Source organism: Paenibacillus sp. PDC88, from assembly GCF_900106725.1.
GTDB classification, from domain to species: domain Bacteria; phylum Bacillota; class Bacilli; order Paenibacillales; family Paenibacillaceae; genus Paenibacillus; species Paenibacillus shunpengii.
Map to the genome: position 1 here is coordinate 365,056 of NZ_FNNT01000002.1, position 17,535 is coordinate 382,590.

17 protein-coding genes are annotated in these 17,535 nt (G+C 44.9%); 15 read left to right on the forward strand and 2 right to left on the reverse strand.

The window, feature by feature from the left end; genetic code table 11:
- The first annotated feature begins 24 nt into the window (after positions 1–24).
- The 5 genes from BLW49_RS08290 (at position 25) to glnA (ending at position 5,759) form a co-directional block, all read left to right on the forward strand.
- Positions 25–1,011: an AAA family ATPase gene (locus BLW49_RS08290; RefSeq protein WP_076312800.1), complete on the forward strand. Its 987-nt coding sequence runs from the start codon at positions 25–27 to the stop codon at positions 1,009–1,011.
- 76 nt (positions 1,012–1,087) lie between these two features.
- Complete coding sequence (hflX, locus tag BLW49_RS08295) at positions 1,088–2,380, forward strand: GTPase HflX (protein ID WP_090724032.1); 1,293 nt, start codon at positions 1,088–1,090, stop codon at positions 2,378–2,380.
- A 76-nt stretch (positions 2,381–2,456) separates the two neighbouring features.
- On the forward strand, positions 2,457–3,710 hold the full coding sequence (locus tag BLW49_RS08300) for a methionine gamma-lyase family protein (RefSeq protein ID WP_090724033.1): 1,254 nt from the start codon (positions 2,457–2,459) through the stop codon (positions 3,708–3,710).
- Between the two features lie 85 nt (positions 3,711–3,795).
- Positions 3,796–4,212, forward strand: coding sequence for a MerR family transcriptional regulator (locus BLW49_RS08305; protein WP_047910662.1), 417 nt, complete (start codon positions 3,796–3,798; stop codon positions 4,210–4,212).
- 218 nt (positions 4,213–4,430) lie between these two features.
- On the forward strand, positions 4,431–5,759 hold the full coding sequence (glnA, locus tag BLW49_RS08310) for a type I glutamate--ammonia ligase (protein ID WP_076312797.1): 1,329 nt from the start codon (positions 4,431–4,433) through the stop codon (positions 5,757–5,759).
- Between the two features lie 266 nt (positions 5,760–6,025).
- Here glnA and lexA read toward each other — a convergent pair whose 3' ends face one another.
- The gene (lexA, locus tag BLW49_RS08315; protein ID WP_076312796.1) at positions 6,026–6,658 is read right to left on the reverse strand and encodes a transcriptional repressor LexA; all 633 of its coding nucleotides are present in this window, start codon (positions 6,656–6,658) and stop codon (positions 6,026–6,028) included.
- Positions 6,659–6,837: 179 nt separating this feature from the next.
- On the opposite strand from lexA, the gene BLW49_RS08320 reads away from it, so the two are divergent.
- From BLW49_RS08320 to BLW49_RS08340, 5 genes are all read left to right on the forward strand, one after another.
- Positions 6,838–7,206 carry a LysM peptidoglycan-binding domain-containing protein gene (locus BLW49_RS08320; protein WP_090724035.1) on the forward strand — a complete coding sequence of 123 codons (369 nt, stop codon included), beginning with the start codon at positions 6,838–6,840 and terminating at the stop codon, positions 7,204–7,206.
- A gap of 161 nt (positions 7,207–7,367) precedes the next feature.
- Positions 7,368–7,571 carry a DUF896 domain-containing protein gene (locus BLW49_RS08325; RefSeq protein ID WP_090724036.1) on the forward strand — a complete coding sequence of 68 codons (204 nt, stop codon included), beginning with the start codon at positions 7,368–7,370 and terminating at the stop codon, positions 7,569–7,571.
- Positions 7,572–7,619: 48 nt separating this feature from the next.
- On the forward strand, positions 7,620–8,135 hold the full coding sequence (locus tag BLW49_RS08330; protein WP_090724038.1) for a hypothetical protein: 516 nt from the start codon (positions 7,620–7,622) through the stop codon (positions 8,133–8,135).
- A gap of 43 nt (positions 8,136–8,178) precedes the next feature.
- A complete protein-coding gene (locus BLW49_RS08335; protein WP_090724040.1) occupies positions 8,179–8,961 on the forward strand; it encodes an HAD family hydrolase in 783 nt (260 codons plus the stop codon).
- A gap of 68 nt (positions 8,962–9,029) precedes the next feature.
- Positions 9,030–9,470, forward strand: coding sequence for a FixH family protein (locus BLW49_RS08340; RefSeq protein ID WP_090724041.1), 441 nt, complete (start codon positions 9,030–9,032; stop codon positions 9,468–9,470).
- 43 nt (positions 9,471–9,513) lie between these two features.
- Here the strand turns inward: BLW49_RS08340 and BLW49_RS08345 are convergent, their stop codons facing one another.
- Entirely contained in the window at positions 9,514–10,068 is a 555-nt protein-coding gene (locus tag BLW49_RS08345) for an acireductone dioxygenase (protein WP_090724043.1), read from the reverse strand.
- Between the two features lie 259 nt (positions 10,069–10,327).
- Between BLW49_RS08345 and metH the strand changes: the two genes are divergently transcribed.
- The 5 genes from metH to BLW49_RS08370 all read left to right on the forward strand — a co-directional run bounded on the left by metH (position 10,328) and on the right by BLW49_RS08370 (position 17,526).
- Positions 10,328–13,708: a methionine synthase gene (metH, locus tag BLW49_RS08350; protein WP_371264546.1), complete on the forward strand. Its 3,381-nt coding sequence runs from the start codon at positions 10,328–10,330 to the stop codon at positions 13,706–13,708.
- A gap of 262 nt (positions 13,709–13,970) precedes the next feature.
- Positions 13,971–14,888 carry a ribonuclease Z gene (gene rnz, locus BLW49_RS08355; RefSeq protein WP_076312789.1) on the forward strand — a complete coding sequence of 306 codons (918 nt, stop codon included), beginning with the start codon at positions 13,971–13,973 and terminating at the stop codon, positions 14,886–14,888.
- Positions 14,889–15,017: 129 nt separating this feature from the next.
- The gene (locus BLW49_RS08360) at positions 15,018–15,800 is read left to right on the forward strand and encodes a TIGR01457 family HAD-type hydrolase (RefSeq protein WP_076312788.1); all 783 of its coding nucleotides are present in this window, start codon (positions 15,018–15,020) and stop codon (positions 15,798–15,800) included.
- A 54-nt stretch (positions 15,801–15,854) separates the two neighbouring features.
- Positions 15,855–16,682, forward strand: coding sequence for an Fpg/Nei family DNA glycosylase (locus tag BLW49_RS08365; RefSeq protein ID WP_090724046.1), 828 nt, complete (start codon positions 15,855–15,857; stop codon positions 16,680–16,682).
- 1 nt (position 16,683) lies between these two features.
- Positions 16,684–17,526 carry a deoxyribonuclease IV gene (locus BLW49_RS08370; RefSeq protein WP_090724048.1) on the forward strand — a complete coding sequence of 281 codons (843 nt, stop codon included), beginning with the start codon at positions 16,684–16,686 and terminating at the stop codon, positions 17,524–17,526.
- Positions 17,527–17,535: the final 9 nt, after the last annotated feature.

Consider the following 17,535-nt stretch of genomic DNA (forward strand, 5'->3'; position numbering starts at 1 on the left):
TATGGAGTTGAGGTGAGCGTGTATATGAACGGAAGAGCGATGGCAGCAGGAGAGCGGCCGGAAGGCAGACCTTCCCGGCAAATTAATGTTGTTTTGCGGAATCAGACAGAAGGCTATGGTCTGAACAAAGAGTCCATATCAGATCCGGAAGAGACTGCCGCCTCTTTAAAGAACAATCCGCAGTTTGCGATGTATCAGGATATACAGAAGGAATTGGATCAGCTGGTGGGCCTCGAGAGTATTAAGGATTTTGTGTTTGAAATTTATGCATTTCTGCAAATTGCGCAGATGAGATCTGATGCGGGACTCATGAGCGGTTCTCATGTGTATCATATGGTGTTTAAAGGCAATCCCGGTACCGGCAAGACCACGGTTGCTCGTATCGTCGCCAAGCTTTTTCAGAAGATGGGAGTCCTGACCAAAGGGCATCTTATTGAAGTCGAGAGAGCTGATTTGGTCGGCGAGTATATTGGTCACACGGCTCAAAAAACGAGAGATTTGGTGAAAAAGTCGTTAGGCGGCATTTTATTTATTGATGAAGCCTACAGCTTGGCACGCGGCGGTGAGAAGGATTTTGGCAAAGAGGCGATTGATACGCTTGTAAAAGCAATGGAAGACCACAAGAATCAATTTATATTGATACTTGCAGGTTATTCTGACGAAATTGATTTCTTCATGCAGACGAATCCTGGACTGCCGTCCAGATTTCCGATTCAGATTGAATTTCCTGACTATTCAATTGATCAGTTGATTCAGATTTCGGAGCTTATGGCTAAGGATCGAGATTATATTTTGATGCCTCAGACCATACTCAAGTTAAAGCAGCATCTGCTTGATGAGAAAAATGAAACGTCACAAGCGTTCAGCAACGCACGGTATGTTCGCAATTTGATTGAGAAGTCAATCAGGCATCAAGCGGTCCGGCTGCTGAATCAGTACTCCTCAGGAAACCCAGGCAAGCTGGAGCTGATGACGCTACGGGTTGAGGATTTGAAGCTAGACAAGAAATGAGCGATAATAGACATTCACTTACATTCCATAGGGACTGAAATTGTAGACGTTACCTATATTTGAAGGAGCTTAAGAAATGAATAACTCCACACATGAAACATCCACGGAGATAAAAGATAAGGCTGTATTAGTCAGCTTAGTTACCGATGAAGTTAAGCGGTCAGGCATTAACCCTGAGTATTCGCTGGAAGAGCTTGTTAAGCTTGCTGAAACAGCAGGCGTTGAAGTGCTAAGCGTTATATCTCAGAATCGGGAGACTCCGGACTCCAAGTGGTTTATCGGTAAAGGTAAGGTGGAAGAGCTTCGTGCAGCAGCAGAAGAGCTTGGTGCAACGACCGCCATTTTTGACCAAGAGCTGTCTGGAGCACAGGTTCGTAATCTTGAAGAAAGCCTTGATCTCAAAATTATAGATCGAACCCAGCTCATCCTGGATATTTTTGCACAGCGTGCTCATACGAGAGAGGGCATTATTCAGGTAGAGCTGGCACAGCATTCTTACCTTCTGCCAAGACTGTCTGGACACGGTAAGAACCTGTCACGCCTTGGCGGGGGGATTGGCACAAGAGGACCGGGTGAGAGCAAGCTGGAGACGGACCGCAGACATATTCGCGGACGGATTACCGACTTGAAGCGGCAATTAGAAGAGGTGACTCGTCACCGCAAGCTGCACCGGGAACGCCGTAAGAAGAGCGGTGTAATTCAAGTGGCATTGGTTGGCTATACGAATGCAGGTAAGTCTACACTTCTTAAACAGCTGACTTCTGCTGATGTATATATTGAGAACCAGTTGTTCGCAACCCTTGATCCTACCTCCCGAACGATGGAGCTGCCAAGCGGTAAAGAAATTGTGTTAACGGATACAGTAGGGTTTATACAGAACCTTCCGCATGAGCTGGTTGCTGCATTTAGGGCAACGCTCGAAGAAGTTAATGAGGCAGACCTGATCCTGCATGTTGTTGATGCTTCTTCTACGATGAGAGAGGAACAAATGAATGTCGTTGAACAGCTGCTGCAGGAGCTGGGTGCTTCCGATAAACCACAAATTGTGCTGTTTAATAAGAAGGATGCTTGTTCTCCCGAGCAGCTGCAAATGCTTCCGTCTGGCAAAGGCTATAGAAAAATCAGTGCATTTGATGAGCAGGACCTGCTGAGCATTCGTGAATTAATACAGGATGAACTGACTGGAGATACGGTGAAGTTTAGAATTCCTGCGGAGCGTGGAGATATCACTTCTGTCGTCTATCGAGTCGGCGATGTAATCGAAACGACATATGATGAGAATGATGTTATCTATGAGGTTCAGGTCCAAAAAGGCGAATATGAGAAGCATGGATATTTGTTAAAGGATTTTATTGATTCGTCAAATTGATGTGATTTTGTATACTAATAATGTAACGCACTAAAGTAATGTTGGTGTTAGTTTTGTGAGGAGAGAATAAAGAGGAATGGGTGTTTTTTCAGCAGATATTGTTAAGCTACAGCAAACGATTGAGCACAAGATAGAATCACGGCTGCGAGAAGTAGACCTAATCATCGACAGCAACCAATGGAAGGTAATAGATGCATTTCAGAAGCATCAAGTAAGTGACTTCCATTTTGCAGGCTCTACGGGCTACGCATATAACGATCGCGGCCGAGAAGTATTAGACGAAGTATACGCCGACGTGTTTGGAGCGGAGGCGGCTTTGGTGCGTCCGCATTTTGCATCCGGGACGCATACGATTGCCACCGCTCTTTTTGGTGTGCTAAGACCTGGAGATGAGCTCCTGTACATTACGGGCAAGCCTTACGACACGCTTCATAAGGTGATCGGCAAGCCAGGCGATGGCACAGGATCTCTGTATGATTTTGGGATTACATATCGCGAAACAGATTTGACTCCTGAAGGGCTGGTGGACTTCGCAGCAGTAGAACAGTCGATTCATTCAAATACCAAGGTCATCGGCATTCAACGTTCACGAGGATATGACTGGCGCTCCTCCTTTACAGTTCAGCAGATCAAAGAAATGATTGAGAAAGTAAAAGCGATCAAGCCGGATGTCATTGTATTCGTCGATAATTGTTACGGAGAATTTACAGAGGAGCAGGAGCCGACGGAGGTAGGGGCTGACTTAATAGCGGGTTCTCTGATCAAAAATCCAGGTGGAGGTATTGCCGAGACAGGGGGGTACATTTGCGGAAAAGCAGAGTACGTTCAGCTGGCTGCATACCGCTTAACTGCACCTGGCATTGGGGGAGAAGTGGGTGCAATGCTGGGTACCACCAGAGGGATATATCAGGGATTGTATCTAGCTCCATCTACCGTTGGACAAGCCATCAAGGGGAGTATCTTTGCCTCAGCCATGTTCGAAGCGGTCGGCTTTGAAACGAAGCCGGCATGGAATGAAGTGCGAACCGATTTGATTCAGGCGGTTTCCTTTAGTGGACCAGAGCATCTCATTGCGTTCGTACAAGGTATTCAGCGTGCCGCTGCAGTGGACAGTCATGTCGTGCCGGAGCCATGGGATATGCCGGGATATGAACATCCGGTAATTATGGCTGCGGGAACCTTTATTCAAGGAGGCAGTCTCGAGCTCTCGGCTGATGCGCCGATTCGCGAGCCTTATATTGGCTACATGCAAGGCGGACTTACTTATTCTCATGTGAAATACGGTGTGCTCATGGCGTTACAAACGATGAAAAATCGTAATTTACTGTAAGTTTACCTAACACATCATTGACACTTGGTATCATAAAAATGTACAATGATGATATCTTAGAATACTTGGAAGGTAGATGAACGAGATGGGTGACGAAATACGCAGAAACATGGCCTTATTTCCAATTGGTATTGTGATGAAGCTTACTGATTTGTCTGCACGCCAGATCCGCTACTATGAACAGCATAATTTGATCGTACCTGCACGTACCTCGGGCAATCAAAGAATGTTTTCTTTTAATGATGTTGAACGATTGCTTGAGATTAAAGCCCTCATTGAGAAGGGTGTAAACATAGCTGGAATCAAACAAGTGATGAATCCTGTCACGAAAGAGTCAGAGGAAGCAACGATCATCACAGCGGACACCGAAGTGAAGCGCAGAGAGCTGTCTGATTCACAGCTCCACCGTTTACTCAAGCAGCAGCTGGTGTCTGGCGGTAAACGCCCAGGGCAGGTATCCCTGATTCAAGGCGAGCTGTCAAGATTTTTTAATAAGAAGTGATGTTAGTTAACGAAGGGGAACGGGTATAAGGATAACAGGATAAGAAGGCTTAAGCGATCGTAATCGCTTTCTTGACATCTTATCCTTTGCCTGTGACAATGAATGGGACCCATCATTTCTTGCAGCTCTGTAGTGGCGTTATCTGCGGTATATCATCAATCTGCAATAGCAATACTTGTTGTAGCTGATACTTTTAAGAAGAAGAGGGAGAGGATATAGTGAGTTATACAAAAGATGACATTCTCCGCATAGCGAAAGAAGAAAATGTACGTTTTATTCGTTTGCAGTTTACCGATTTGCTCGGAACAATTAAGAACGTTGAAATTCCCGTAAGCCAGCTGGAGAAAGCACTCGACAACAAGATGATGTTCGACGGCTCCTCCATTGAAGGCTACGTTCGTATTGAAGAATCAGATATGTACTTGTACCCGGATCTGGACACATGGGTTATTTTCCCGTGGGTAACAGAGAATCGTGTTGCGCGTCTTATTTGTGATGTGTATATGCCGGACGGAACTCCGTTTGCGGGGGACCCACGCGGTATTCTGAAGCGTGTGCTGACAGAAGCAGAGCAAATGGGCTACACTTCGATGAATGTAGGTCCAGAACCTGAATTCTTCCTGTTCCGTACGGATGCTAATGGTAATCCAACGGAAGAGCTGAATGACCAAGGTGGTTATTTTGACCTTGCTCCTACCGATCTTGGAGAGAACTGCCGTCGTGAAATCGTGCTGACACTTGAGGAAATGGGCTTTGAAATTGAAGCTTCACACCATGAGGTTGCTCCTGGGCAGCATGAGATTGACTTTAAATACGCCGATGCCATTAAGGCTGCTGACCAAATCCAAACCTTTAAGCTGGTTGTCAAAACGATTGCTCGTCAGCATGGTCTGCATGCGACATTTATGCCTAAGCCGCTGTTCGGTATGAATGGTTCGGGTATGCACTGTCACCAATCTCTATTCAAAGACAATGTGAATACATTCTATGATGAATCCGATACTTTGGGACTCAGCAAGACAGCTCGCCACTATATGGCTGGTATTCTCAAGCATGCACGTGCTATGGCGGCAATTACGAATCCGACAGTGAACTCTTACAAACGTTTGGTTCCTGGTTATGAAGCACCTTGCTATGTAGCATGGTCTGCAAGTAACCGTAGTCCGATGATCCGTATTCCGGCTTCCCGCGGGCTGAGTACTCGTGTTGAAGTACGTAATCCAGACCCTGCTGCGAACCCTTATCTGGCACTGGCTGTTATGCTCAAAGCCGGATTGGATGGAATTAACCGTGAGCTGAGTCTACCTGCTCCAATCGACCGCAACATTTACATCATGTCTGAAGAAGAGCGTATTGAAGAAGGTATTCCTTCACTCCCAGCCGATCTGAAGGAAGCATTGCATGAGCTGATCCGCAGCGAAGTTATCACTGAGGCGCTTGGAGACCATGCCTTGGCTCACTTCTATGAACTGAAAGAAATCGAGTGGGACATGTATAGAACACAAGTACATCAATGGGAACGCGATCAATATTTGACGCTTTACTAAAACCGGAAACCCTTGGCGCTCTAAGCGCTCAAGGGTTTTTCTTTTTTTGGTGAGAAAACAATTTAAACAATATTATGACTAGTAGGCTTCAAATTCTTGCTCGTAACGACTGAATGCAGTGCTTAATCACCCGAGTAGGCGAGTAGAGAGCATGCTGGATATTAGTATTTCAGAAACTACTTACATCTTACTACAAAATAAGCCGAGATCTTCTCAAGAAGATCTCGGCTTTGTACATACTATACTAGAAATAAAAGAATGGCAAATTAATGAAGGAAGTCACGGAACAAGCCAATAACCTTACCCAAAATGGTTACTTTCGTAAGCCGGAGAGGTTCGTATGTAGGATTCTCTGGCTGCAAGCGAATATGGTCCTTCTCTTTATAGAACGTCTTAACGGTTGCTTCATCATCTTCCGTCATCGCGACGACGATATCTCCGTTATTCGCTGTTTGCTGCTGGCGGACGATAACATAGTCACCGTTCGAAATCCCCGCCTCAATCATACTGTCCCCGACAACAGATAGCATGAATACCTTCTCCTCGCCAACATATTGCATCGGCAGTGGGAAATAATCTTCAATATTCTCTGTAGCTGTGATCGGAATACCAGCAGTGACTTTACCAACGACAGGAACACGAGCAACTGTCTGCGTAAATTGAAGAACATTATCATCACTATCATCTTGACCAAGCAATTCAATAGCCCGTGGTTTAGTAGGGTCTCTACGAATTAACCCCTTCTTCTCCAGACGATCCAGGTGTCCGTGAACGGTTGAACTGGAGGCCAGACCAACAGCTTCACCAATCTCTCTTACGGACGGCGGATATCCTTTCAATCGGACTTCATTGCGTATAAACTCCAGAATTGCTAACTGCCTGCTGGATACCTTCGACATACCGTATCAACTCCACATAATAACGTTTGGGAAAATTATAGCATAGAACCTCCGTTCGTACAAACATTAGTTCTAAAAAAATACAGAACAATTGTTCTCAAAAACTATTGCCCAAAACACATGTTCGTGTTATAGTGAGTTCTGTAAGGAATGAGAACAAACGTTTGGAGGTTGGAATAATGCTTAAATACAGCACTTATCACAGCATACATTCTAGAACAGATGAATCGACTAATAATAATTTGGGTGAGACAATACATATTATAATGAAGAAGAACAAGCACAGAATAATCCGTTTGATATTGATAGCTTCAATCCTTCTTCTGAGCTTAACGGGTTTCATGACGGTATTTGCAGACGCGGGTCAAGAGGTAGCATACGAGAAGATTGTTGTGGAGCCTGGCGATACTTTATGGGCGATCGGTACAGAGCATAAGCCGGAAGGTATGGATATAAGAGATTATGTTAATCAAATTCAGCATATTAATGGTTTATCCAGCTCTCATATACAAACAGGACAGCTGTTAAAGCTCCCATATTTTGATTGATATGCATAATTCGTTTATGATTTATTACATGCTAAGGACGCGGCTTGATCTGCGTCTTTTTTTATTCTGTATCAAATGCTGACTATACAGGTATTTACCTTGACAACCTTTTCTAATCATGTCAAAGTTAAAGAGACTATGCATTTTGGAGGGGAAGAAAGTTGGATATTGAAAGTCTAGTTGCGCGGATTAATGAGCTTGCCCGCAAGCAGAAGGAATCCGGGCTTAATGATGCAGAATTGACTGAACGGGCTGAGCTTAGAGAGATCTATTTGAACAACATCCGCAGCAACTTCCGTCAGCAGCTGGAATCCATTGAAATTGTGGACGATGTAAGCGGCGACACTTATTCAAAAGGAAAATGATTCAATAAATAGGTACATGCTTTTGTTATAGATTGAAGGAGGATACTCATGGCGAGTTCATTTGAAAGATCAGTGAAGAAAAACCAGCAGAAAATTAATAAAGATCGTAAAAAAAGAGGCCAGCCATCCATCGGATCTGGTGTTGAACAAGAGGATGTATTTAAAGGAAGAGCCTTTTTGTTCCCATTTGTACTCGTTGTCCTTTCATTTATGTTCCTGACCCTTAGCGGCTTGACTACAGGTGGAGTAGGGGCATTTGATTGGGTCGTATTTGCGCTTTATCTTGGACTTGCTCTGATGTACTTTATGCGCCGGCCGTATCTCAAAGTCGGTAAGAAGCGGATTAAGACGATTAAGCTAAGCAGAGAACGTTCCATGGGTGCAGAGGATATTAAGAAAATTGTGTTGGAAAAAGGTTCTGTCATTGTTGAGCGCAACGGTAAAGGCGGTCCTTGGGTGTTCAGCAAACTGCTTAATCTATACGATGTAGAAGCGATGGGAGCACGACTTGTGCAATACGCACAGAATCATCAAATACCTGTCGAAGATAAGAGAGTGAAGTAAGAAGCCTAACATACGATACCATACTTTCGGGGGAGAGAGAAGCATGTCTATCAAAGCAGTGCTATTCGATTTGGATGATACACTCTTATGGGATGAGCGGAGTGTAGAGGAAGCTTTTTATGAAACATGTCTAGTTGCATCGAAGCAAACAGGCGTTGATCCTCATGAACTGGAGACTTCTGTCCGCAATGAAGCAAGGAAGCTGTATGAATCGTATGAAACGTTTGCTTTTACAAAAATGATTGGCATTAACCCTTTTGAAGGATTGTGGGCTAATTTTAATGGAAGTGACAGAGCTGAATTCAAGCAGCTTGAAGAAATTGCTCCTACTTACCGTAGAGATGCTTGGACCAAGGGTCTTCTTGCTCTGGGTATTAATCAGCCGGAACTCGGAGCGGAGCTAGCCGAGCATTTCGGTAAAGAACGCCGAAACCGTCCTTACATGTATGATGAGACGTTAGAGACGCTGGCTGAACTGCAAGGTAAAGTGAAGCTTCTCTTGTTAACCAATGGTTGCCCTGCTCTTCAGCAAGAGAAGCTGGATGGGGTTCCTGATCTGGTTCCTTACTTTGATCATATCGTGATCTCAGGTACATTTGGCAAAGGAAAGCCGGATCCTTCTATTTTCAAGCATGCTTTGGAATTGCTGGATGTATCTCCGGAGGAAGCGCTGATGGTTGGCGATAAGCTCACTACAGATATTAAGGGAGCTCTTGCGTCTGGAATCAGAGCGGTTTGGATTAATCGTAATAACAAGCTGAACGAGGAAGCCTTCACTCCAGACGTAGAAATAAAGCATTTATCTGAAATAAAACAAATGATATAATCTTCCAAGTAACCGCATCTGCTGCAGAGCAGCGGCGGTTTTCTTTTTACTAGAATACAGGAAGGAAGATGAAAATATTGAAACTCTTCTTGCCATCGAACAACTTCAATCCTATCCAGCGTCAAATCTCGACGGGTTTCATTATATTAACTCTATGTCTTCTAATCTCAGGATGCTCATTTGAAGCTTCTTCGGAGCCGGCTGCTCTCATGGAACCGATTGATGTCAAGCTGAGTGCGTCGAGTCAACAGATAAGCCTGAATGAAACCGTACATATGGAGGCTGTGGTGACTCAGCAAGCAGATGTCATAGATGATGCGGACGAAGTCATGTTCGAGGTTGCTACATCGGATGGTGTTAGTATGGAGTTTGAGGCGGAGCACCAAGGGGAAGGAGTCTATGTATTTGACTATCAGTTTAAAACTGCGGGAGAATACAAGGTTACTTCTCATGTTACAGCAAGAGGCTTCCACGCTATGCCATCTGTGCAGATTGTGGTGGAAGAATAGTGTCAACTAGAAGTAGGACAAGCAAGGAAAAACTAGGACAACCTCATTGAGGTTGTCCATTTTTAATGTAAGCGGGATCAGGGTAAGGAGATAGGGTCCAACCGTTTTCTTTGATAGTTAACCGTACGGCAATGACCTCCTTGTTCTTCATTAGAGCGAATGAGTGTGGAGTGTTCTCAGGAATAACAATGACATCCCCTGCGGTTAGCTCTATATCGAAATAACCTGAATCATCATCAGCCTTCATACTTAAAATACCGTTGCCTGACAGAATGGCATGAGCTCCTTCATCTCCATGTGCATGCATTTCATCGAGCTCAGCAAGCTCCCCTTCGAGATTGGCAGTGGCATTTGACAAGGAAATGACTTCCCATTGTTGATAGCCGTGACGTCCAGCCAATTCAGAAATTTCTTCTTTATAGAGGTCCAAGACCTGCTGTTGTTCTTCGTCAGACAGCAGCTTGTGGCCCTTGAGTTCTGCAGGCAGCTTGGTTGAATCCCATTGCTCATAGAGTACATTACAGTCTTTCAAATAATTACGAACATTCTCCACTCCGCTAATTCTTTCATTCGTGTTTTTGATCAATAGTTCTGGCATGATTATTCCCTCTTTTCAAATTGGTTTAATGAATTATTTATTCTGCCTTTGCTAAGTGTTGTTCGTGGATAATATGAATTGTAACTAGGCTTGAAGCCGATAACGCTGACATGACGCTGATTTTCTGTCGATGATTTACCTTCCCAACAGGTGGTGTTTCTGCTAAACTAAGATTTAACGTTTTGCGGGAGGTATGACAGTGATCAAGAGTGACTTAAAGGATGCGTTGAATAAACGAATATTAATTCTAGATGGCGCCATGGGCACCATGATCCAGCAAGAAAACCTGACTGCCGAGGACTTTGGCGGTGAAGAGCTGGATGGCTGTAATGAAATACTTGTGCTGACTAAACCGGAATTGATTCAAAATATACACGAACGTTATCTTGAAGCTGGCGCTCATCTTATTGAAACGAACACCTTTGGAGCCACTTCTGTCGTGCTAGCAGAATACGATATACAGCATCAAGCAAGAGAAATTAATCTCGCTGCGGCAAAACTGGCTAGAGCAGCTGTGGATAAATATAATTCACCAGAATCTCCACGATATGTCGTAGGAGCTATGGGCCCAACGACAAAGACCTTGTCCGTTACAGGAGGGGTTACTTTTCAAGAGCTGATTGACAGCTATGAAGAGCAGGCTATCGCATTGATCGACGGCGGTGTCGATGTGCTTCTGCTGGAAACCTCTCAGGACACACTCAATGTCAAAGCTGGCAGCATCGGTATCCGGCAGGCGTTCGCCAAACGGAGCATCGAGCTTCCCATTATGATATCAGGGACAATTGAGCCAATGGGTACAACGCTAGCAGGTCAGAACATTGAAGCGTTTTATATTTCCTTAGAACACCTTAACCCGATATCGGTCGGGCTAAACTGTGCAACGGGTCCTGAATTTATGAGAGATCATATTCGTTCATTATCGTCCATGGCAGGAACAGCGGTCAGCTGTTATCCCAATGCTGGCTTGCCGGATGAGAATGGACAATATCATGAATCGCCTGATTCGCTGGCAACCAAGATTGCAGCTTTTGCAGAACAAGGATGGATCAATATTGCAGGGGGATGCTGTGGTACGACACCGGATCATATCAGGGCTCTTGCTGATAAGCTGGGAACGATGAAGCCACGTCCGCTAACTGGAGAACATCCTCCAGCTATTTCGGGTATAGATCCTGTGTATGTAGAACAGGATAATCGTCCTTATATGGTTGGTGAACGAACAAATGTACTCGGTTCCCGTAAATTTAAACGCCTGATTGTAGAAGGCAAGTATGAAGAGGCCTCTGAAATTGCGCGTGCTCAAGTTAAGAATGGAGCGCAGGTTGTTGATATTTGTGTGCAGGACCCTGATCGAGATGAAGCCGAGGATATGCGTAATTTCCTTGAGCTTGTTGTTAAGAAAGTCAAAGTACCTCTAATGATAGATACAACAGATAGTGAAGTCATTGATCTAGCCCTTCAATATTCCCAAGGAAAAGCGATTATCAATTCTATTAATTTGGAAGATGGCGAGGATAAATTTGAGAATGTAACGCCGATCATCCATAAATATGGAGCAGCTGTCGTTGTGGGAACGATTGATGAGCGAGGGCAGGCAATTAGCAGGGAAGACAAGCTTGACGTTGCCAAACGATCGTATGATCTTCTCGTGAATAAATATGGTCTTAAACCGGAAGACATTATATTTGATACCCTTGTGTTTCCTGTAGGTACAGGAGACGAGCAGTATATTGGATCTGCGGCCGAAACGATTGAAGCCATTCGGTTGATCAAGTCCGCATTACCAGGAACACATACGATCCTTGGAGTAAGTAATGTTTCCTTTGGACTGCCTGAGGCAGGGCGTGAAGTGCTGAATTCTGTCTTTTTGTATGAATGCACCAAGGCAGGACTTGATTATGCGATCGTTAACACGGAAAAAGTAGAGCGTTACGCCTCTATTCCAATTGAAGAACGTAAACTTGCCGAAGATTTAATCTACCGTACAAATGATGAAACCTTAGCTGCTTTTGTAGCCGCATTCCGTAATAAAAAAGTAGAGAAGAAAGTCCAAATCTCTAATCTGACCTTGGAAGAACGTTTAGCTGCTTACGTCGTTGAAGGCAGTAAGGAAGGACTCATCCCTGATCTGGAGCTGGCAAGAGCGAAATACAGTCCACTTGAGATCATCAACGGACCTCTGATGAAAGGGATGGAGGAGGTTGGAAGACTGTTCAACAACAATGAACTCATTGTTGCTGAGGTACTGCAAAGTGCAGAGGTAATGAAAGCGTCTGTTGCTCATCTAGAGCAATTCATGGAGAAGAACGAAACCTCGGTTAAAGGTAAAATCATGCTCGCCACGGTGAAAGGTGATGTGCATGATATCGGTAAGAACCTTGTCGAGATCATTCTCGCGAACAATGGTTACCAGATCGTCAATTTGGGTATAAAAGTACCACCAGAACGTATCATTGAGTCTTATCGTGCAGAGAAAGTAGATGCGATTGGCTTATCGGGTCTGTTAGTTAAATCGGCACAGCAAATGGTGCTCACTGCACAGGACTTAAGGAATGCAGGAATTGACGTACCCATTATGGTAGGTGGAGCAGCACTGACTCGAAAATTTACCAAAACTCGGATCAGACCTGAATACAGCGGAATGGTTGTATATGCGAAGGATGCCATGGACGGACTTGACATCGCTAACAAGCTGATGAATCCGCAATCCAGAGAGCTGATGCTGAAGGAAATGGAGCTTGAGAAGGAGAAGGATGCCGCAGCTGTTAGTAATGTGATCCCCTTACCCGAGCTGACGAGAGTGGAACGCTCCAAAGTTTCTCAAGAGGCACCTGTATATTTGCCGCCTGATCTAGCTAGACATACCATACGGAATTATCCGATTAGTCATATTCTTCCTTATGTTAACATGCAGATGCTGCTGGGGCATCATCTGGGATTAAAAGGCAACGTGGAGCAGCTGCTTAAATCAGGTGATTCCAAGGCAATTCAGCTTAAAGAAACCGTCGATCAAATTATGGATGAGGCGGTCAAGGACGGAATCATTAAGGCCAATGCAATGTATCGGTTCTTCCCAGCGCAGTCTCAAGGAAATGATATCATCATCTATGATCCGGAAGATCATTCAAAGGTATTGCACACCTTTACTTTCCCAAGACAAAAAGTCGATCCATACCTTTGTTTGGCCGATTTCCTAAAGCCGGTTGAATCGGGTGTTATGGATTATGTAGGATTTTTAGTGGTAACCGCAGGACATGGCATTTCAGAGCTGGCTGCGGAGTGGAAAGAAAAAGGGGACTATCTCCGGTTCCATGCTCTTCAGTCCATTGCGCTGGAAGTGGCTGAAGGCTTGGCGGAACGTGTTCATCATATGATGAGAGATACATGGGGATTCCCTGATTCGGCAGATATGACCATGAAGCAGCGTCTTGGAGCAAGATATCAAGGAATACGAGTTTCTTTTGGCTATCCTGCCTGCCCAGATTTGGAAGACCAGGAACCGCTATTCCGCTTGATGCGTCCTGAAGATATCGGCGTAGAGCTGACAGAAGGGTATATGATGGAGCCTGAGGCATCCGTATCGGCAATGGTGTTCAGTCATCCGGAGGCTCAATATTTTAATGTAGAGAAGGCGTAACAAGTGAAATGCTTGAGCTGATCTTTTCCTCCGATTCCACAATCGGAGGATTTTCATTTATAATCATATAATTAACCTTGATGGCCTATCATTATAAGCTGATTGTAATCCTTGCATGGTTCCGGCCTTATCTTTCTATACTAGAATCAATTTCATATCCCATTAAAAAGGGGAATTAAAAACTATATATACTTTTGATTTAAGCAGCTAAAGGTATTATGAAATTGATTCTCTAATCCAAATATAACGAGGTGATACAATCGTGGAACTATATTTTTTGGGGACCAATGCGGGTGTTCCATCTTTACAGAGAAACGTTACGGCTGTTGCACTTCGCATGCTGGAGGAACGTCGTTCCATCTGGCTGTTTGATTGCGGAGAAGGTACACAGCATCAATTCTTGAAATCTCCACTCAAACTAAGCAAACTCGAAAAAATATTCATTACTCATCTGCATGGCGACCATCTCTTCGGACTTCCGGGTCTGTTATCCAGCCGTGCTTATCAGGGAGGAACGACACCTCTTACATTGTACGGGCCCCCGGGAATTAAAAAATATGTGGAAACATCGCTTGAGCTTAGTCAATCTCGAATCAATTATGAGCTGAGCATTATAGAGCATGAGGGCGGCATGATCTTCGAGGATGATACGTTTATCGTGGAATCGGCTCTTCTAGAGCATAGAATCGACAGTTATGGCTATCGAGTGATGGAGAAGGATCGTCCTGGCAGTCTTGACCCCAATAAGCTCGCAGTTCATGGCTTGAAGCCAGGTCCGTTATTTGGCAAGCTGAAGCGTGGTGAAAGTGTGGATCTTGGAGATGGTCTTGTGCTTCATGCCCAGGATTTTTTGGGTGCTCCAAAACGAGGGAAGATCGTTACGATTCTCGGGGACACTAGGCCGACCGCTCATGTAGTGCCTTTATCGGCTGGAGCGGACGTCGTCGTTCATGAAGCGACTTTTCTGCATGAATTGGCCTCTACAGCGCATGAATACTATCATAGTACTGCCAGACAAGCAGCGGAAGCGGCAAAAGAGGCAGGTGCGAAGAAGCTGATTATGACGCATTTCAGTTCAAGGTATAAGGATGAGGAGCAGCTTCAGCCGCTATTAAGCGAGGCGAGTGAAATATTTTCAAATACGATACTGGCAGCTGAGCACGAGCTGATTCAGGTCTAATCAGGGTAGGCAGAGGCCCTGCTATTCACGTTTTGCAATCGATTTAAAAAGGATGTACGATGGGCATAATGCTTATCTAACAGCGTACATACTGCGGTTTTATTCTTTTTTTGTAAGGAGTGAAATGAATTGTCACAACCGAAAGCCTACTTGCTCGACTTGGACGGAACTATATATCATGGGAAGCACCGGATTGATGGAGCAGATGTGCTCATTCAGCATTTGCGGAATTCAGGCATTCCGTACTTATATGTAACAAACAATTCTTCAAGAACTCCGGAAGGAGTGGCTGAGCATCTGAGGTCCTTGGGCATTGAGGCAGCCGGGGAAGAAGTATGTACGTCGGCAGTGGCCGCGGCTGAGTATGTAGCTAAGGAATCACCAGGTGCCAGAGTAGCGTATATCGGAGAGGATGGATTGTATCAAGCCATTCAAGCTGCGGGACTTGAAATAACGGAAACGTCTCCCGAGTATGTGATCCAAGGAATTGATCGTGAATTTACATACCATAAGCTCACTCAGGCTCTGCGCTGGATTAACGGTGGAGCTCAGTTTATCATGACGAATCCTGACTTGCAGCTTCCTGCAGATGACGGTCTGACGCCGGGAGCTGGAACCATAGGGGCTGCAATTGAGGCAGCTACGCAGGTGAAGCCAGTCGTCATTGGCAAGCCTTCAAGCATTTTGATGAAGCATGCAATTGACAGATTAGGACTGCCGGCGGCTGAGGTTGCCGTCATTGGAGATAATATGCGTACAGATATTGCAGCTGGGGCAGCAGCAGGCTGTTCATCGATACTAGTGCTGACGGGTGTAACGACGAGAGAGAATATGGATGCCCATGTTCGTGCGACAGGCATTAAGCCAGATGAAATTTATGAAGATTTACACAAATTGGTGAGCAGCATCTAGTGAATGGCGTATAATGTAACATGGACAGCAACAAGTGAAAGGAAGAATGCAAAGATGCCGGAACTACCGGAAATGGAGAATTACAAGAAGCTATTATCTGATCGAATATTAGATATTCCGATAACTAAAGTGACCCTTAATCGTGAAAAATCTATAAATGTCACTTCAGACGAATTCACATCTTCACTACTAAATACACGAATCGTATATATCGAGCGCCGGGCAAAGCATTTGATATTTCACCTGAGCACAGGCCGCAGATTGGTATTGCATTTGATGCTTGGCGGTATTTTATATTTAGGAACAGAAGATCAGCGTCCAGATCGTAGTACTCAGATTGAGATTCAATTCGGCGATATAACTTTATATTTTATTGGACTAAGATTAGGATACTTGCATCTGCTGAGTGCGAAGGAAACAGATGAGGCTATGTCAGAATTAGGGCCAGAACCGCTTGATTACCGATTCACTGAGGATAAGCTCAGAGCTGTGCTGAAAGGTAGAAGAGGAACAATCAAATCGACGCTCGTTAATCAGGAGGTCATTGCGGGAATTGGTAACTGTTATTCAGATGAGATCGCATTCGCAGCAAGTCTCACACCAAGCACGAAGATCCAAAAGATATTGGAATCTGGTGAATTAACAAGCAGGCTGTACCGATCGATTCAATCTGTCTTGCGAGAAGCCACGGCAGGTGGAGGATATATGGAAATGCCGCTGTATGAAGGTGATGAACTCACCGGTAAATACAACGAACAATGCAGAGTATACGATCGTGAAGGGGAAACCTGCACGCGCTGCAATAAGGGGATCATTACCAAGACGCTGATTACGGGCAAGAAAGCTTTTTACTGTCCAGAATGTCAGAAGGAAGAAGCCTGATTTGTACATTGGGGGACATGTAAGCACGAGGGGCGGATATAAACAGGCTGCAATGAGGGCGTATGACATGGGAGGAACCTCATTTCAGTATTTTCCAAAGAACCCTCGTGGTCTCGGGACCAAGGCCTATGATCAGACGGAGGCTGCAAGATGTAAATTGTATTGTACTGACCATCATATCCAGTCTATTGCACATTCGCCTTATCCTACGAATCCCGCTGTAGGGAAGTTAAAAGGAACGGATCTGTACGAGTCGATGGTTGCCTCACTCAAAAATGATCTGGAGATTGCAGAGGCATGTGGCTCAGCAGGTGTGGTTGTCCATTTTGGACATGCGAAGACAGAAGATCCGCTGCAGTCCTATCGCAATGTGATCCAGTTTATGGATGAAGTATTATCCGGTTGGTCTGGTAAGGCCAAGCTCCTGATTGAGAATCAGGCAGGGGATCATGGTCCAATGGGCACAACGATGGAAGAAATCGTTCAGATTCGAAGCTTGTCGAGTCATGCGAAAGCGATCGGATTCTGTCTCGATACATGCCATGCTTTTGCAAGCGGGTTATGGAATGGGACGACAGATGACCATATGATACAAAAGGGACATGAGACGGGGTATTGGGCTCAGCTCGTTGCCGTCCATGTCAATGACTCCAAATATGGCTTCCGTTCGTTTAAAGATCGGCATGAACGGGTCGGCAGAGGACAAATCGGGGCGGAAGGACTGTCATGGCTGTTACATCGTCAGGAGCTCGCAGACTGCATTTGGGTTCTCGAAAGTGAAAAAGGTGACGATGGCAGTCACAAGGACGATATCGAGCAAATTCGCTCCTGGCTAATGAACTAACGAGGAGAG

Bases quoted from the DNA above. Each gene is read 5' to 3' on its own strand.
- BLW49_RS08290 (WP_076312800.1), top strand. From the start codon at position 25: ATGAACGGAAGAGCGATGGCAGCAGGAGAGCGGCCGGAAGGCAGACCT.
- hflX (WP_090724032.1), top strand. From the start codon at position 1,088: ATGAATAACTCCACACATGAAACATCCACGGAGATAAAAGATAAGGCT.
- BLW49_RS08300 (WP_090724033.1), top strand. From the start codon at position 2,457: ATGGGTGTTTTTTCAGCAGATATTGTTAAGCTACAGCAAACGATTGAG.
- BLW49_RS08305 (WP_047910662.1), top strand. From the start codon at position 3,796: ATGGGTGACGAAATACGCAGAAACATGGCCTTATTTCCAATTGGTATT.
- lexA (WP_076312796.1), bottom strand. From the start codon at position 6,658: ATGTCGAAGGTATCCAGCAGGCAGTTAGCAATTCTGGAGTTTATACGC.
- BLW49_RS08320 (WP_090724035.1), top strand. From the start codon at position 6,838: ATGCTTAAATACAGCACTTATCACAGCATACATTCTAGAACAGATGAA.
- BLW49_RS08330 (WP_090724038.1), top strand. From the start codon at position 7,620: ATGGCGAGTTCATTTGAAAGATCAGTGAAGAAAAACCAGCAGAAAATT.
- BLW49_RS08335 (WP_090724040.1), top strand. From the start codon at position 8,179: ATGTCTATCAAAGCAGTGCTATTCGATTTGGATGATACACTCTTATGG.
- BLW49_RS08340 (WP_090724041.1), top strand. From the start codon at position 9,030: ATGAAAATATTGAAACTCTTCTTGCCATCGAACAACTTCAATCCTATC.
- BLW49_RS08345 (WP_090724043.1), bottom strand. From the start codon at position 10,068: ATGCCAGAACTATTGATCAAAAACACGAATGAAAGAATTAGCGGAGTG.
- metH (WP_371264546.1), top strand. From the start codon at position 10,328: ATGGGCACCATGATCCAGCAAGAAAACCTGACTGCCGAGGACTTTGGC.
- BLW49_RS08365 (WP_090724046.1), top strand. From the start codon at position 15,855: ATGCCGGAACTACCGGAAATGGAGAATTACAAGAAGCTATTATCTGAT.